The sequence below is a fragment of the Phragmitibacter flavus genome (assembly GCF_005780165.1).
Taxonomy (GTDB): Bacteria; Verrucomicrobiota; Verrucomicrobiia; order Verrucomicrobiales; family Verrucomicrobiaceae; genus Phragmitibacter; species Phragmitibacter flavus.
In genome coordinates this window covers 22982-38133 of the sequence record NZ_VAUV01000021.1, presented here as the reverse complement: position 1 = coordinate 38133, position 15152 = coordinate 22982, and the positions used below count along the sequence as shown (strand labels likewise).

Annotated in this window: 7 protein-coding genes; 4 read left to right on the top strand and 3 right to left on the bottom strand. The window is 58.8% G+C overall.

The window, feature by feature from the left end:
• Positions 1-36: 36 nt before the first annotated feature.
• Positions 37-4476: a PVC-type heme-binding CxxCH protein gene (locus FEM03_RS21570; RefSeq protein WP_138088389.1), complete on the top strand. Its 4440-nt coding sequence runs from the start codon at positions 37-39 to the stop codon at positions 4474-4476.
• A 71-nt stretch (positions 4477-4547) separates the two neighbouring features.
• The gene (panC, locus tag FEM03_RS21565) at positions 4548-5399 is read left to right on the top strand and encodes a pantoate--beta-alanine ligase (RefSeq protein WP_138088388.1); all 852 of its coding nucleotides are present in this window, start codon (positions 4548-4550) and stop codon (positions 5397-5399) included.
• A gap of 15 nt (positions 5400-5414) precedes the next feature.
• Here the strand turns inward: panC and FEM03_RS21560 are convergent, their stop codons facing one another.
• Both FEM03_RS21560 and FEM03_RS21555 read right to left on the bottom strand, forming a co-directional pair.
• A complete protein-coding gene (locus FEM03_RS21560; protein ID WP_138088387.1) occupies positions 5415-6491 on the bottom strand; it encodes a hypothetical protein in 1077 nt (358 codons plus the stop codon).
• 177 nt (positions 6492-6668) lie between these two features.
• On the bottom strand, positions 6669-8030 hold the full coding sequence (locus FEM03_RS21555; RefSeq protein WP_240772870.1) for a hypothetical protein: 1362 nt from the start codon (positions 8028-8030) through the stop codon (positions 6669-6671).
• A gap of 150 nt (positions 8031-8180) precedes the next feature.
• Here FEM03_RS21555 and FEM03_RS21550 point away from each other — a divergent pair, with 150 nt between their 5' ends.
• Positions 8181-10397, top strand: coding sequence for a DUF1549 domain-containing protein (locus tag FEM03_RS21550; RefSeq protein WP_138088386.1), 2217 nt, complete (start codon positions 8181-8183; stop codon positions 10395-10397).
• 13 nt (positions 10398-10410) lie between these two features.
• Entirely contained in the window at positions 10411-11682 is a 1272-nt protein-coding gene (locus FEM03_RS21545) for a DUF1501 domain-containing protein (RefSeq protein WP_138088385.1), read from the top strand.
• A gap of 570 nt (positions 11683-12252) precedes the next feature.
• Here the strand turns inward: FEM03_RS21545 and FEM03_RS21535 are convergent.
• A complete protein-coding gene (locus tag FEM03_RS21535) occupies positions 12253-15114 on the bottom strand; it encodes an RICIN domain-containing protein (protein ID WP_138088383.1) in 2862 nt (953 codons plus the stop codon).
• Between the last annotated feature and the right edge of the window lie 38 nt (positions 15115-15152).

The following is a 15152-nucleotide window of genomic DNA, read 5'->3' as shown; positions in this document are numbered from 1 at the left end:
TTCATCTTTCCCGCCTTCATCGCTAGACTCTGGAAAATGCACCGATTTCCCAAGGTGGATTTTCATCGTTTAATGGTGGGTGCCTCACCGCCAGACCTCGTCATCATTCCACGTATCCTCCATCCCACCCCTCCCTTGTCTTTCCTTCCCATGCGCCTTTTCCATCTCCTCCTCACCTTCGCCTGCATTACGCTCGCTCCAGTCACCAATGCTGCGCCCGTGCCCCTCTTCGACGGCAAAACCCTCGAAGGCTGGGAAGGCGATCTCAAATGGTGGTCCGTCAAAGATGGCGCCATTTCCGGCGGCTCAATCACCGAAAAGATCCCCCACAATTTCTTCCTCGCCACCAACCGCAGCTACCACAACTTCGACCTGCGTCTAAAAATCAAACTCACCGGCGACCCCACCACCGGCATGATCAACAGCGGCATTCAAATCCGCAGCTTACGCGTCCCCAACAACACCGAAATGAGCGGCTACCAGGTTGATGCCGGCGACGGCTGGTGGGGCAAGATGTATGACGAATCGCGCCGCAACAAAGTCATCAGTGAATCCGCCAATCTCGCTGCCGTGCAATCCTCCGTCATCAAAAACGACTGGAATGATTTCCGCATCCTTACCACCGGACCACGCATCCAAACCTGGATCAACGACGTCCCCGCGCTCGACTACACTGAAGCCGATCCCAAAATCGCCCTCGACGGCAAGATCGCCATCCAGATCCACAGCGGCGGCGTCGCCCAGGTGCAGGTAAAAGACGTCACCATCGAAGAGCTGCCCGCCACTCCCAACGCCCCCAATTGGGACAAGGTCGGCCACCCCCCTGCAAAGAAACCCAAAGCCTCCGCCAACGTAGTCCCTCTCAAAGAAGGCAACGCCCTCACCGTCACCCCCAAAACCCCGCAGGAACAACTCGCCACCTTCAAGGTCCCCGACGGTTTTGAAGTCGAACTCGTCGCTGCCGAAGACCCCGACGCCGGCATCGGTAAATTCATCGCCGTGCATTTCGACGACCGCGGCCGCCTCTGGACCATGACCGCCATGGAATACCCCGTCGACGGCAATGAAAACCCCGCCGCCGCCGATGCCCTCTATCAAAGTCACGCCAAAGACAAAATCCTCGTCTACGACGCCCCCTTTGCCCCCGGCCCCCAGAAACCCCGCGTGTTTGCCGACGGACTCGCCATTCCCCTCGGCATTCTTCCTTATAAAGACGGCTGCTACGCCCTGCATGGACCCGACATCGTCTACCTCAAAGACACCGACAACGACGGCAAAGCCGATCAGCGCGAAACCATCCTCACCGGCTTCGGCGTCCAGGATTCCCACCTCTTCCCCCACCAGTTCACCCGCGCCCCGGGAGGTTACCTCTGGTTCGCCCAAGGTGCCTTCAACTACGGCAAAGTCCGCCGCCCCAACGACGCCCCCGAACGCGCCATCAAGTTCGACCAAACCCGCATGGCCAAATTCCGCCCCGACGGCTCCGGCTTCGACATCACAAGCAACGGCCCCTGCAACATCTGGGGTCTTGTCCTCAACGGCGAAGGCGAAGCTTTCATCCAGGAGGCCAACGATTTTGGCTACGCCGTCATGCCCTTCCACGAATACGCCAACTACCCCGGCTGCTCCAACAAACAGTGGAAAAGCTACGCCCCCGAATTCCCCAGCATCACCAACTTCCGCCTCGGCGGCACCGGCCTCAGCGGCCTCGCCCTCACCGATGCCAACGGCGCTTATCCTGCCCCCTGGGCCGATGTCATGCTCGTCGCCAACCCCATCACGCGGAAAATCAACGCCATCAAACTCCATCGCGACGGACCCCACTGGCGCACCGAACATCTGCCCGATTTCCTCGAGTCCACCGACGAAATGTTCCGCCCCGTCGCTCTCACCCTCGGCCCCGACGGCTGCGTTTACATCGTCGATTGGTATAACAAAATCATCTCCCACAACGAAGTCCCCCGCAACCACCCCGAGCGCGACAAAATCCGTGGCCGCATCTGGCGCATCAAAGCCAAAACCAAAACCCCGCATCAAGTCCCCGACTTCACCAAACTCTCCAACAACGAACTCCTCGCCAAACTCGGCCACGACTCCCTCGCCCAAAGCCACCTCGCCTGGCAAACCGTCGTCGATCAGAAAAAAACCGACCTCGCTGAAGACCTCCGCGCCCTCATCGAAAACGGCAAAAGAAGCCCCGCCGCCAGCATCCAGGCCCTCTGGGCCCTCGAAGGCCTCAACTCCCCGCATCTCGACCACCCATTCGTCAAAGCCCTCCTCGCCAACCCCAATCGCAACCTCCGCCGCGAAACCATCCGCCTCCTTGGCAACCAACCAAAACACATCACCGCCGCCGAATCACTCACCCTCCTCGCCAACACCGCCAAAGACCAAGATCCCGAAGTCCGCGCCGAAACCGCCCGCGTCGCCGGCATCTTCTTCAACCATCCCCAACTCACCCCCGCCGAACAAACCCAATCCCTCCAAATCCTCCTTTCACTCGCTGAAGCCCCCCTCGCCTCGCCCACCGCCCCCTCATCCCACAAAGCCCAAAACATCATCAAAGTCGGTCCCGCCTACGAACGCGAATTCCAACGTTATCTCGTCCGGCTGGCCCTCGAAAAACAGCCTTTAGCCGTCGAAACGTTTCTCGATTCCCCCGCCGCCACCGACCTTCCCACCGAAGCCATCCTGCTCGCCACCCTCTCCCTCGAACCCCAGTCCAGCGCCATCCGCGTCGCCAAACTCCTTCCCCAACTTCAACGTGCCCCCGAACAAGCCGAAATCCTCCGCCTCGTTGAATACCTCGATCAACCCGGCGTCATCGAAGCCCTGCAACTCGCCCTCGACAATCCCGTCACCCGCATCGCCGTCCTCGATTCACTCCTCCAGATTCGTAGCCGACTCGACACCACTAAACTCGCCCCCCTCCTCACCGAAACCACCATCAATCTCTTCAAGATCAACGATACCGCCCTTGCGTTAAACCTCGCCGCCGGATTCAAACTCACCGCCGTCGAACCGCAAGTCATCGCCCTCATCCAAAAACCGGAGCATACCCTCGCCGCCCTTCGCGCCCTCGCCGAAATCGGCACCAGTGAAACCACGTTACTGGTCAACCTCATCAAAAATTCCGCCGATCCCGCCATCCGCGACTCCGCCCTCCTCGCCCTCACCAGCAGCCAATCCGCCGAAGCCGCCACCCTCACCCTCGACCTCTGGCCTTTACTCCCCTCCTCCCAACGCCGCACCGCCCTCAACCGGCTCGCAACCAATCCATCCACCGCCAAAACCATCGTCAACGCCGCCCAATCCGGCACCATTGATGCCATCGACCTCGACGCCTCCCTGCTCGAACGCCTGCAAGTTCTGCTGCCCAACGACCCTCAACTCGCGGCTCTTCTTCAAAGCTCCTCCAGCCTCTTTCGCGACGTTCTCATGCTCGACGGCACCGAAAACGCCTGGACCCAAATCAACCTTACCCTCGAAGGCCCCATGACGGTCGAAACGTGGATCCGACTCGATCCCGATACCCGCCAGCCCGGCAACTCCGACGGCATTTTCGGAGCCCCCGGCCAGCTCGACCTCAACTTCTTCGGCGGCCGTTTCCGCGTCTACGCCTTCCCCCCAATCGCCGACGCCGTCGTGTCCTCAAAACCCATCACCCCCGGCATGTGGACCCATGTCGCCGCCACTCGCGATGCCGCCGGCATCTGGAAACTTTATCAAGACGGCGAACCCACCGGCATCAGCCAAAAACCCGCCCCTCGAAAAATCGAAAATCCTCGCATCGCCTGGTCCACCGCACCCAGCGGCACCCGTGGAGCCATGTCCAACTTCCGCGTCTGGAACACCGAACGCACCCCCGACCAAATCCGCGCCAGCTTTGATCGCGGCCTTCCCGACTCCACGCCCAATCTCCTCCTCAACACCTCCAGCGACAACGTCTGGGGCAAACTCCAACCCGGAGCCCAACCCGCCAAAACCTCCGACATCCCTCCCGTCCTCACCGCAGAAGAAGCCACCGTCCTCGACGCCAAATTCGCCAAACACCGCGCCCTCGCCAGCAAACCCGGCAACGCCGAAGCCGGCAAACTCACCGCCATGATCTGCATGGGCTGCCATCTCATCAAAGGTCAGGGCAATCACATCGGACCCGACCTCAGCGGCGTCGGCGCGATGGGCACCGAAGCCATCCTGCGCAACATCCTCACCCCCAACGCCGCCCTTGAAAGCGCCTATTACATCTACCGGGTCGAACTCAAGGACGGCACCATCCGCGAAGGTTTCCTCGCCTCCCAAGACCAACAAGCCGTCATCCTCCGCACCGTCGGAGCCGAAGACCAGCGCATCAACAAATCCGCCATCCGCGAAGCCAAATTCCTGCGCCGCTCCCTCATGCCCGAAGGGCTCATCGACGCCCTCCCCGACCAGCAAGTCACCGACCTCTTCGAATACCTTCGCTCGCTTCGGTAATCTCGCCGACCTCCGGACAACATCGCCTCACTTGCCGCTTGTGAAACGCGCCTCTGTGGCTATCGGAACGCATGCTAGTGTTGTCCACCATCAACGAAGTGCGTGCCTGGCACGCCGGGAAAATTCCTGCCCGGATCGTGCTGGTGCCGACCATGGGAGCCTTGCACGAAGGTCATCTCAAGCTCGTTCATGAAGCACGGCAGATCGCCGGACCCGAAGGCAGCGTGGTGGTGAGTATCTTCGTCAATCCCACCCAGTTTGGCCCCAACGAAGATTTCTCCAAATACCCCCGCGAACTTCAAGCCGATGCCGAAAAATGTGAGGCAGCTGGCGTCGACATGATTTTTGCGCCCGATGCAAACGAAGTTTATCCACCCGACCGATCCATGCAGGTTCTGGAGACCAGTCTCTCCACCACCCTGTGCGGGGCAAGCCGCCCTGGACATTTTGATGGCGTCTGTCTGGTCGTGCTAAAACTCTTCAACATCATCCAGCCGACGCACTCGGTGTTTGGAAAAAAAGATTATCAACAGCTCGCCATCATCCGCCGCATGACGCGCGACCTGGACGTTCCGGTGGAGATCATCGGCATCGAAACCGTGCGCGAACCCGACGGCCTCGCGCTCAGTTCCAGAAATCGTTATCTCAATCAAGATGAGCGCGATCAGGCCGTGGAAATCCGCCGGGGGCTGGAGTTCGTCAACGAACGTTTCCTCAGCGGCGAAACGGATTCCAACATGCTCACCGCCATGTTCGAAAAACATCTCGCCTATGCCGCCCCGCTGCATCGGTTGGACTACATCGCCTGCGTCAACCGGGACACGCTGATCCCCGATCCCTGTGCCAACGACCGCAGCCTGCTGGCCACCGCCGTATTCTTTGGAAAGACCCGGCTCATCGACAACCTTGAGCTTGGAATCTGAGTATCGGAGGGCTGCCTACTTGCCCAGAATCAAAACCTCACCGGGAAACTGCTGCTTGGCATCGAGAAGCTTCAACAACGAACTGTAGGTCGCCGCAGTGGCCAACGTCGTGCCATTGTGCTGAACGATGGTCAACGAGCCCACATAATCCAGCTCGCTCTTTTTGCGTTCATCTTTGCTGAGCTTTTCGTGATCATCCATCACCTTCTTGCAATGGCTGCGACTACGGGTGGCCAGCGTCAGCTCCTTCACCTCCGTCCCGCGCAGCTTGAGCTGCTGGGTGTGATGCTGCATGACATAAATATCCTTTTTCTTCCAGAGCCTGCCGATCATGTAACAATGAAGGGTCACCTCGCTCGGCACTTCGGAGGCGTTGCCAATATCAATCCTGGTCTGCCAGACCTCCCCGTTCTTTTTTGAGGGTGAGGAAAAAGACATCATGCTCAACCGCACTTTGGGCACCTGCTTTGCCAGATCGCCGGCGGCCTCCATATCTCGTTTCCAGGCCTCTGCATGGTTGCCCACCGTGTCCATTTTCTTCGCTTCCTGCATGATGTTCTGCAATCCCTCGATGGCGGCGGAATCCCGATGCGAAAGTGGCTCCCCCTCCTTGCGTGCACGACTCGGTTGAACCAGCCGGTAGTTGGCCAGCTCCGCAGCAAACTCCGGTGCCTCTGCCACCGGCACAATCGGTTCAAAAACCACCGACTGCCCCACGTCAGCACCCTTGGTAATCTTTGTCGTGAAGGCATGTTGCTCGTCAAACGCCCCCAGTGCACGCGCCTCCCGCCAAGCCGCCGTGATCGCAATGACCGAAGCGGTTCGACGCATCGGACCGATATCACCACGTTCGTTGTAAGCCCGGCGCAGAATTTCCTCTGCTCCTTGAGGCGAACGTTGCTCCGCCAACTCCATGAATGAAAGGATGATTCGGAATCGATTGGGCACTTCCCGCGCCTGCCCCTTGGACAACGGATTCAATCTTGAAGCCAAAACTTTCTCGGGATCTTTGGGCAGTTTGGGAGCCGCCATTGCCTGCAAGGAACAAAGACAAAGGATCACAAGGGCGAACGGCAGATAACGTGAAATCATGGGAAAATGGAAATGGTCAAAATATAACGAACAGCAGCCTCAAAATCATAGCCAATAGAACAAAGGTTTTAGCGCTGATTCGATCAACATCGCACCCGCCTGAGTTCCCTATCCATCTCTCACGCGGCTTTCTTCTGGTTGTCTGCTCTCCTGCTTAAAGCCCATCCAATCCCCCCCTCACCTAAACACCGACTTCTTCACCTCGAACACCGGCATGTTCGGATCCACCTGAACCCGCTTGGCGAAAGCATTCTCCATCAACCCCTTCTTCTCTCCCGCATCCAACGCCACCGCACTAAACAACGGAAGAATCGGCGTTCCATCCGCCCGCCTCTCATAAGTCGCCCCCTTCTTCTCCACCATCAACAATCCCCCCACCTTGCCTCCTGGCGTCTCCCCCACCACAATGTCAATGCGGGTCGACCCGCTGAACTTGATCCACCTGCCCACATAAGCCGTGCGATCGCCCGCAATCGACGGCCCACGAAACTCCTGGCGAATATCATCCACATCCCCGTTTCTCCCACTCCGCTCCACCATCGGATTCCACGAACCATCCAGCACCGGCTTGCCATTGATGTAAACAATCAACAAGTCATCGAAAAACCCCACAAAGCGCCATTCGCCATTGTCAGGAGCCACCACATTGCCCGTGTAATGCACAAACCACCCGCTCGGCTGCACTTCTTTCTCCGCACCAAAACACTTCGGCCCCTCCGTCGCCAAGGTATCTGTGGGCACCAAAAGATAAGTGAAATTCACCTCCTGACTCGCCTTGTAATAGCCATCCAACACCGACGCACCAAACCGCCTGGCCGCCACCTTGTTGATATGTCCCGCATACTCCCGAAACGTCTCTGCCTGGTTGCCCCTGCCATAAGTTAGCGGCTGCCTTTTTCGATCCTGTTTCAAATCATAGAAACTGCCGGGAATCCCATCTCCACCAATCTTCCCAAAAAAAGTCATCCCCGCAAATCCCTTCATCGCTCCCGAGCCGATGCCATTCCCTGAACCCAAGCCAACGCCAGCAGAACCGAATCCCCCGCCCCCCATCGCCCCACCCATCATGCTGCTGGTATCCGGCAAATCAATGTCCTCCAGCGGCAGATCAGGCAACGAAATCGTCGCGCTCGAACTTTCCACCACAATCCGCTTCATCGGCATCGACTGCTGCATCTTGTTGAACTTCTTTTGCTGCACCTGATGGGTGCGCTCCTGCGAGGCCTGCGCCGCCGCCTTGCTGCCTCCCCCCGGCACAAAATCCACCTTGGCTTCGGGCGGCGAAATCGTATCCACGATAAAATAGGCCGCCACCAACAACGCCACATGCAAGGCGATGCTCACCGAAAGTGACCCGCCACCGGCCTTGCGCCAGTAGCTAACAAAAACATGGTCCTTCTTCCCCGCAGCAGATACCTCATCCATGCTCACCTCCGCTTCCAGCGGTTCAGGCATCGACAACAGCTCATGCTCCCGCTGAAGACTTTGGATCTTCACCGGCCTGACAGGCGGTGAATCATGACGGTTGGGGATATTCATGTGTAAAGAGTGTGAAGATCATCCCTCCAGCATGACCAAACGCTGAACCTCCCGCCATTGGATATGCGTCCTAGGATATTCGTTCTATGCCTTCGTCCTAATGCCCCCGGCACTTTCTCGTTTTAATGACTAACAACACCAAGTCACTTTATGAGGTTATTCAAAGCAACCCGCATCTCCATCTTGCTCGCCATCCAACTGGCCGCCGGTTCCATTCTTGCAGATACCAAAACCCCCCGCATTTGGACGGATGTCGAGGGACGGAAGGTCAGTGCCACCTTCATCATGCTGCAGGGAGATAGCGTCCACATCCAGCTTGCCAATGGCAACATTCACGCCATTGCCCTGGAACTTTTGTCTGCGGAAGACCAAAAGGCAGCCCGATCATTGCCGCCCTCTCCACTCGCCAGCGCACTTAACAGCGTGCCGACCCACATGAACGCCGCGCAAGCCGCCGCCAAGGTGGATGAACTGGTGCTCGCCGGGCTTCATAAAGCAAACCAAAAACTCAGTCATGATGCCACCCGCAAAGACGGCAAGTTCGCGCCTCTAAAACCCAACCCCCCATTGAACGACGAACAGTTTGTGCGCCGCGCCTATCTCGATATTGCCGGGCGTATTCCCAACCAGCAAGAAACCGTCTCATTTCTCCAGAGCAATGCCAACGACAAGCGCATGCGACTTATCGACACCCTGCTCGAATCCGACGGCCATGTCAGCCACTTATACAACTATCTGGCGGAAATGCTGCGCATCGTCGATCACTACGGATTTTATATCCGCAGCTCCAACTACATCCAATGGATGAAGGAGCAGATTCGCAACAACCGCCCCTGGAACGAACTGGTTTACGAACTTCTCGCCGCCAAAGGCAAAGTCTGGAACAACGGCCCCGCCGGTTATTTGTTAAGAGACTCCTCAATGCCCCTCGACAACCTGGCCAACACCCTCTCGGTGTTTCTTGGAACCGACCTCTCCTGCGCCCAATGCCATGACCATCCGTTCGCCGAATGGACCCAGCGCGATTTCTACCAGATGGCCGCCTTCTTCGGCGCCACCTCCACCATGACCAGCAACAGCGACTTTCCTCGCGAACGCCGACGCGATCTGGTGCAGGCCGCGCAAGATCTACTGACCGCCAATGGCAGAGACGGCAAATCCTTCGGTGGAAAAATCAACAACCTGGTGGGATCAAATCTCTACGACATCAACGACCTGCAGGAAAACCGCCTGCGCCTGCCTCACGACTACGCTTACAAAGACGGAACTCCCGGGGAACCCGTCGAACCCAAATTGATCGTTTGGCCAGACACCAACCCGCGCCACAACGCGGCTTACAAAACCATGGCAGCGCGGCGCACCGGGGACGTTGACGGGTTACGGCAATCCTTTGCCGGCTGGGTAACCCATGCCGAAAACCCACGCTTTGCCATGTCCATTGCCAACCGCATGTGGCAGCGCGCTTTTGGTCTTTCCCTCATGCCTTCAGTCACCCAACTGGACAACCCTGACGATGCTTACAACCCCGCGTTGTTGAAGCACCTGACCAGCGAAATGATTCGCTTGAAATTCAACCTCAAAGAATTCATGCGCATCCTTTACAACACCCGCGCCTATCAAAGCCAGGCAACCAACCATGAGCTGGCCATGGGTGAACCTTATCATTTCCAGGGACCCGTGTTGCGCCGGATGAGCGCTGAACAGGCCTGGGATTCTTTCATGACCCTGGTGCTCGGAGAACCCGACAAGTTCAAAAACAACGAAAGTGACCTTTATGGCCGGGCGGTCGAAATGAACATGCTCAATCCCGCCCTTGATGCACAAATCATTCTCCGCAAACTGCAGGCCGTGGAGAGTGTTGATGCACGAATCCGCAGCAAGGCCGCCGGCGGCCTCGCCATGGCCGACACGGGAGGCGGCATGAGCGAGATGAACGCATCCACGCCAGACATGACGACTGGCTCCGCCGATGGTTATCTGACTCATGAAGGGCTGAAACTCATGCGTGCTTCGGAGTTACCACAACCTGCCCCTGCCGGACATTTTCTTTTGCAGTTCGGACAATCTACCCGCCAAGTCATGGACGGAGGAAACCGCGAGGGTAACATCCCGCAGATCTTGATGCTGATGAATGGTCAAGTTCAGAAAATGCTGACCAATCAAGACTCCCTTGTCATGCGCAACATGTCCAAGGTCGCTTCGCCACCTGATAAGGTCGAAAGCGTCTTTCTAAGTATCCTCAACCGTCGCCCCACCCTTACCGAGAAAGACATTGCCCGCCAGGAACTGGCCGCTCATGGCGACGACGCCTATGCCGACATCATCTGGGCGCTCATCAACACCCGCGAATTTTACTTCATCCAATAACATCCTATCTACCATGAACCCATCTTTGAAACTAGACCCATCCTCACGACGCGCCTTCATCATGCGAGCCGCCAAAACGACCCTCGGAGTTAGCCTTCTTGCGGAAGCCGATCAAGCCTTCGGTGCGTCCTCAGCGGTTCCGCCCAACGTCAAAGGCAGGGCAAAATCGGTCATCTATCTTTATATGGGAGGCGGCATGAGCCACATCGATACCTTTGATCCAAAGACCGGCGACACCAAGGGTGCAAAAGATCTCATCAAAACCAATGTCGGCGGCATCCAGTTCGGCGGCTACATGACGCGCCTGGCCAAACATGCCGACAAAATGTCGATCATCCGTTCCACCACCACCAAAAACGGAGTTCATGGCCCCGCCTCCTACCTCATGCACACCGCCTACGAAGAGCGCGGCACCATCGTTCACCCCACCCTTGGCCCCTGGGCCCGCCACTTCAAAGGTCCCTCCCACAAAACCCTGCCCTCAAGCGTGGTCATTGGTCAAGGAACCGCCAATGCAGGATTTTTTCCGCCCGCCTATTCACCGGTTCCCATCAGCGATCCAGAGAAAGGTCTGCAAAGCGCAGAAACCGGGTTGGACGGGGCCCACTTCAACCGTCGGCTCAACCTCACCAGTCGTTTCGACCAGGCATTTCTCGAAAAGTTCCGTAGCGCTGAAGTAAAGGCCTACACCGAACTCTATGATGAAACCGTTACCCTTCTCGCCAGCAAGGAACTGGAAGCTTTTGACCTCAAAAAAGAAAATGCACCAACGCGCGAACGTTATGGCCGCGGGTTTGGCCAAAGCTGTCTGCTTGCCCGCCGACTGGTCCAAGCGGGGGTGCGTTTTGTTGAGGTCTACTTCGGAGGATGGGACATGCATGCCGGCATCGACGACAGAATGAACGGTCTTGGCACCGCACTCGATCAAGGCATGGCCGCATTGCTTGAAGATTTGCAGCAACAAGGCCTGCTTGAATCCACCCTGGTGGTGGTCGGCACAGAATTCGGACGCACCCCCGGCATCAACGAAAACTCCGGTCGTGATCATCATCCGCGTGTGTTCTCCACCGTGTTTGCCGGGGGCGGCGTCAAGGGCGGTTATGTTCATGGAGCCAGCGACGACAAAGGCTACGCCGCCACCGAAAGTCCCGTCACGGTCCAGGATTTCATTGCAACGATTGGTGCCGCGATGGCACTACCAGTCCATGAGGTGGTCATGTCACCTTCTGGACGACCTTTCACCATCGGAGACCGGGGCAATGCAGTCGCCGAAATTTTTGTGTGATGCTTTATGCTTTATGCTTTCCCTTGAGCCTGCGATGCACCCTCAAGGGACGCCTTTGCCGACAGGGGATGCGTTGTTCTCATCATGAGACGATTCATGCCGCCAGGCTTCGTCACAAGCATGGCGCACGGATCGCCCCAGCAGTTCGTCAGGCTGTGAACGGGTAAAGAGAAAATGGAGAGCCGTCACTGCTAGTGGTCTCCATTGCCGTATCGCCGGTGACTCCATCTGCGTTGCTGCCGCCGCTGCCGTCAGCCGCCTTGCCGCTTTTTGCCTTCGCAAGCTTGTAGGCACCATCGCCCACAGGTGTGACTGTTCCTTTCTGACCGTTGGTGTGTCCGGTGGCAGACCACAGACCACAGACCACAGACCACAGACCACAGACCACAGACCACAGACCACAGACCACAGACCACAGACCACAGACCACAGACCACAGACCACAGACCACAGACCACAGACCAAGCTCGGTTTGGCCGGCGCGTTGAAGCGCTGGACGCAGAAAAACTTGATCGCTTGGGAGGAATCCAACCCGGCAAGGCATCGCTGCGCGTTGACGAGGTGCGCTGGTCAGGGAGTCGGGGCGACCAACCAATGCTGGTTCTCGTTCCCGCTGTATTGCCATTGGATGATGCTGGCACCGTTGGCCGTGCTGCCACCGGTCAGGTCGCCGGATTTGCCGCTGTGGACGGCGATCAGCTTCCAGTAGCCGTCGCCGGCGGCGGTGAAGGTCCATTTTTGGTTGTTGCCATTGAGCCAGTCCCAGAGGTGTAACGGGGTGCCATTGGCGCTGCTGGCGCCGGCCACGTCCATCACCTTGCCGCTGGCGGCATTGGTGACGCGATACTGGCCGTTGCCGACGTGGGTGATGTCCCACTTCTGGCCGTTGAAGCCGTTATGGCCCCACTGGACGAGCGGGGTGCCGTTGGCGGCGGCGGCAGCGTCCATGACCTTGTTGCTGAGACGGCTGACGATGTGGTAGCGACCGTCCGGGATGGTGCGGCCGACATCGCTCCACAGACCGACGTCACCGAGGTGCAGGAGGCCGGCGTCGCCGTTGTTGGCGGTGACGTTGAACCGGTGATAACGATAAGCGGTGGTGTTGCTTAGATTATAGGTGTTCTGCTGCATCCGGATGGGGAAGGCCTGGTTCGTCTGGATGTCGAGGGTGGTCCAGGTGGTGCCGTCGTTTGAGGCTTGGAACTGCCAGTTCTTCGGGTCGCGAGGGAGGATGATCACAGGGGAGGCGGAGACGGTGTAGCGTTTGATGACCTGGGCGTTGCCAGCGCCGAAGTCAAACTGCACCCATCCGGTGGCACCCTGGTGGAACCAGAGGGAGCCGGGGTTGTTGTCGAAGGCGTTGGCGGAGTTGGTGGCGACCGAGTTGCCGCTGTCGCTGGCGGTGCCGCCACCGAGGGCGAGGTTGCTCATCGGCACCGGCCACAGGGAGCCGCTGAACTGCGGGGAGTTGGCACTGGTGCCGACGGAGTTCTTGGCGCGGACGACGTAGTAGTAGGTGGTGCCGGCGGCGACCGCCTTGTCCACGTAGCTGGTTTTGTCGGTGCCGAGGTTGCCGGCGATGACGGTGTAGCCGCTGCCGGAAGTGGTGGAGCGGAGGAGGTCGTAGGCGGTGGCCCCGTAGGACTGCAACCAGCGCACGGTGATCGCTTTGTTGGAACCGATCGACAGCAGCCCGGCGGGAGCGGCCGGGGTCGTGACGAGGCCGCCGGTGCCGCCGGTGTAGGCCACGTGCTCGAAGGTGGCGGTGGTGACGTTGCTGTTGCCGCTGCAGATGAACAGGCCCATGTTAATGGTGGCCGGGAGATTGGCGAAGTAGCCGGCGAGCCAGGGGCCCCAGCTGACGCCATCCTGCGAGGTGTAGGAGGTGACCAAGTTGCCGCGACGTTCGATTTTGACCCAGTAAGGGATGCCGGGGGGAAGTCCGGCCGAACGCGCCGAGCGGTTGTTTCCGCCCCAGATTTCCGTCCAGCCACGCACATGGGCCTCCATCAGTATGTTGGCGGGGTTGGGGACGATGCCGACCCAGTGGCGCTGGGCGACGGTGCCGACGAGGTTATCGCGAATCATGAGGCCGACCTTGCCGTTGCCGTTGCCCGACCAGGTGGCGGAGGTGACTTTGGCGACCATGGCGCAGTCGCCGGTCATGGGTCGGTAGGCAAACTGGCAGTCGTCGGCGCCGTCGGTCCAGGTGCCGCCGCCAAGGCCGCTCATGGTCCACACGCCGCTGGCGTAGGAGAGGCTGCGACCGGCGGTCTGACCGCCGAGGGTGGTGAGGGTCAAGCCGCCCGAGGCCGGGGAAACCGGCGGGCGGACGACGGGCGACAGCGGGGTGGCGGTGCTGAAGTCGGCGGCCTTGGCATACATGAAGTTGCCGCCGTCGACGCCCTGCTCAATCATCTTGTGATCGATCCAGGGGGTGGGGAGACGGAGGCGGTTTTTGTAGGCGTTTTGGAGGAGAAAGAAGGCTCCTCGATTGGCGGTGTAGGGATAGGCGTTGTTGGCGTAGTAGTTCCAATCGATGGTGCCGAAGGGGACGAAGGGATTGTCGGACTTGTAGGTGTTACGGGCGTAATATTCGCCACAAGCAAGCAAGCGGTTGTCCAATTCGGAGTAAAGGTCAATCCCCTGCTTCCAGGCCACTTCGGCGAAGAAGGCGGCGCTGAAGATTCCGCCGTAGAGGTGGCCGGCGTCGCGACCGGTCTCCCCCATCACTCCGATAGGCAGGGTGTTGGGCAAGCCTGCGGCCGGGGTGGTGCGGAAAATATCGACGATCCGGTTGAACTTTTCCGTGTCGTCGAGGAAGGCGGCGATGGCGATGCCGGCGGCCAGGTTGAGGTAGCCCTTGTTGGCGGGGCCGGTGGTGGTGAAGTCGCCCAGTGTTTGCGGCCAGTAAACGTTGCGGAAGTAGTTTTTGACCGTCGTGGTGTCGGCCTCGGTCCAGCCGGGCCAGGTGCCGCGGAGGATGTCGGCGCCGCCGATGTAAACGGGGGCGAAGTCGCCGACGGAAAGGGACATTTCCTGGCCCGAGAAGCTGGTGTGGTTGTTGGCCCAGGCGAGGAGGATGCCGTGGGCTTTCTGCGCATAGGCGTGGTTGCCGGTAAAATACCACATGCGCGCCAGGTTGTAGATGGCGTTCATGTCGTTTTTCCAGGTGGTGAGATTGATGTCCGGAGTGCGGCTGACATTCGCGGTCGGGCCCTCCATCGGCCAGTTGAGCTGGGAGGTGCTGGCACCGGCGAGCGCGGCGTAACCGGACTTCCAAGGCTCCTTGTCGAGGTTGGCCTTGATGGTATCCAGATCCTCAATGGTGAAGGGGATGCTGGGGTGAGTGTAGGCCTGCGCTTGTGGCAGTCCAAGGGCAATCATTGGCAGCATCAAGGACGCCAGCCAGTTTTTTATAGGTTTGTGCATTGTTTTGGGATTCTCAGGTTGTGTATTGAAGCCTTTCC

What these genes read in the sequence shown, in the direction of transcription:
- FEM03_RS21570 (WP_138088389.1), top strand. Translation starts at nt 37, where the DNA reads ATGCACCGATTTCCCAAGGTGGATTTTCATCGTTTAATGGTGGGTGCC.
- panC (WP_138088388.1), top strand. Translation starts at nt 4,548, where the DNA reads ATGCTAGTGTTGTCCACCATCAACGAAGTGCGTGCCTGGCACGCCGGG.
- FEM03_RS21560 (WP_138088387.1), bottom strand. Translation starts at nt 6,491, where the DNA reads ATGATTTCACGTTATCTGCCGTTCGCCCTTGTGATCCTTTGTCTTTGT.
- FEM03_RS21555 (WP_240772870.1), bottom strand. Translation starts at nt 8,030, where the DNA reads ATGAATATCCCCAACCGTCATGATTCACCGCCTGTCAGGCCGGTGAAG.
- FEM03_RS21550 (WP_138088386.1), top strand. Translation starts at nt 8,181, where the DNA reads ATGAGGTTATTCAAAGCAACCCGCATCTCCATCTTGCTCGCCATCCAA.
- FEM03_RS21545 (WP_138088385.1), top strand. Translation starts at nt 10,411, where the DNA reads ATGAACCCATCTTTGAAACTAGACCCATCCTCACGACGCGCCTTCATC.
- FEM03_RS21535 (WP_138088383.1), bottom strand. Translation starts at nt 15,114, where the DNA reads ATGCACAAACCTATAAAAAACTGGCTGGCGTCCTTGATGCTGCCAATG.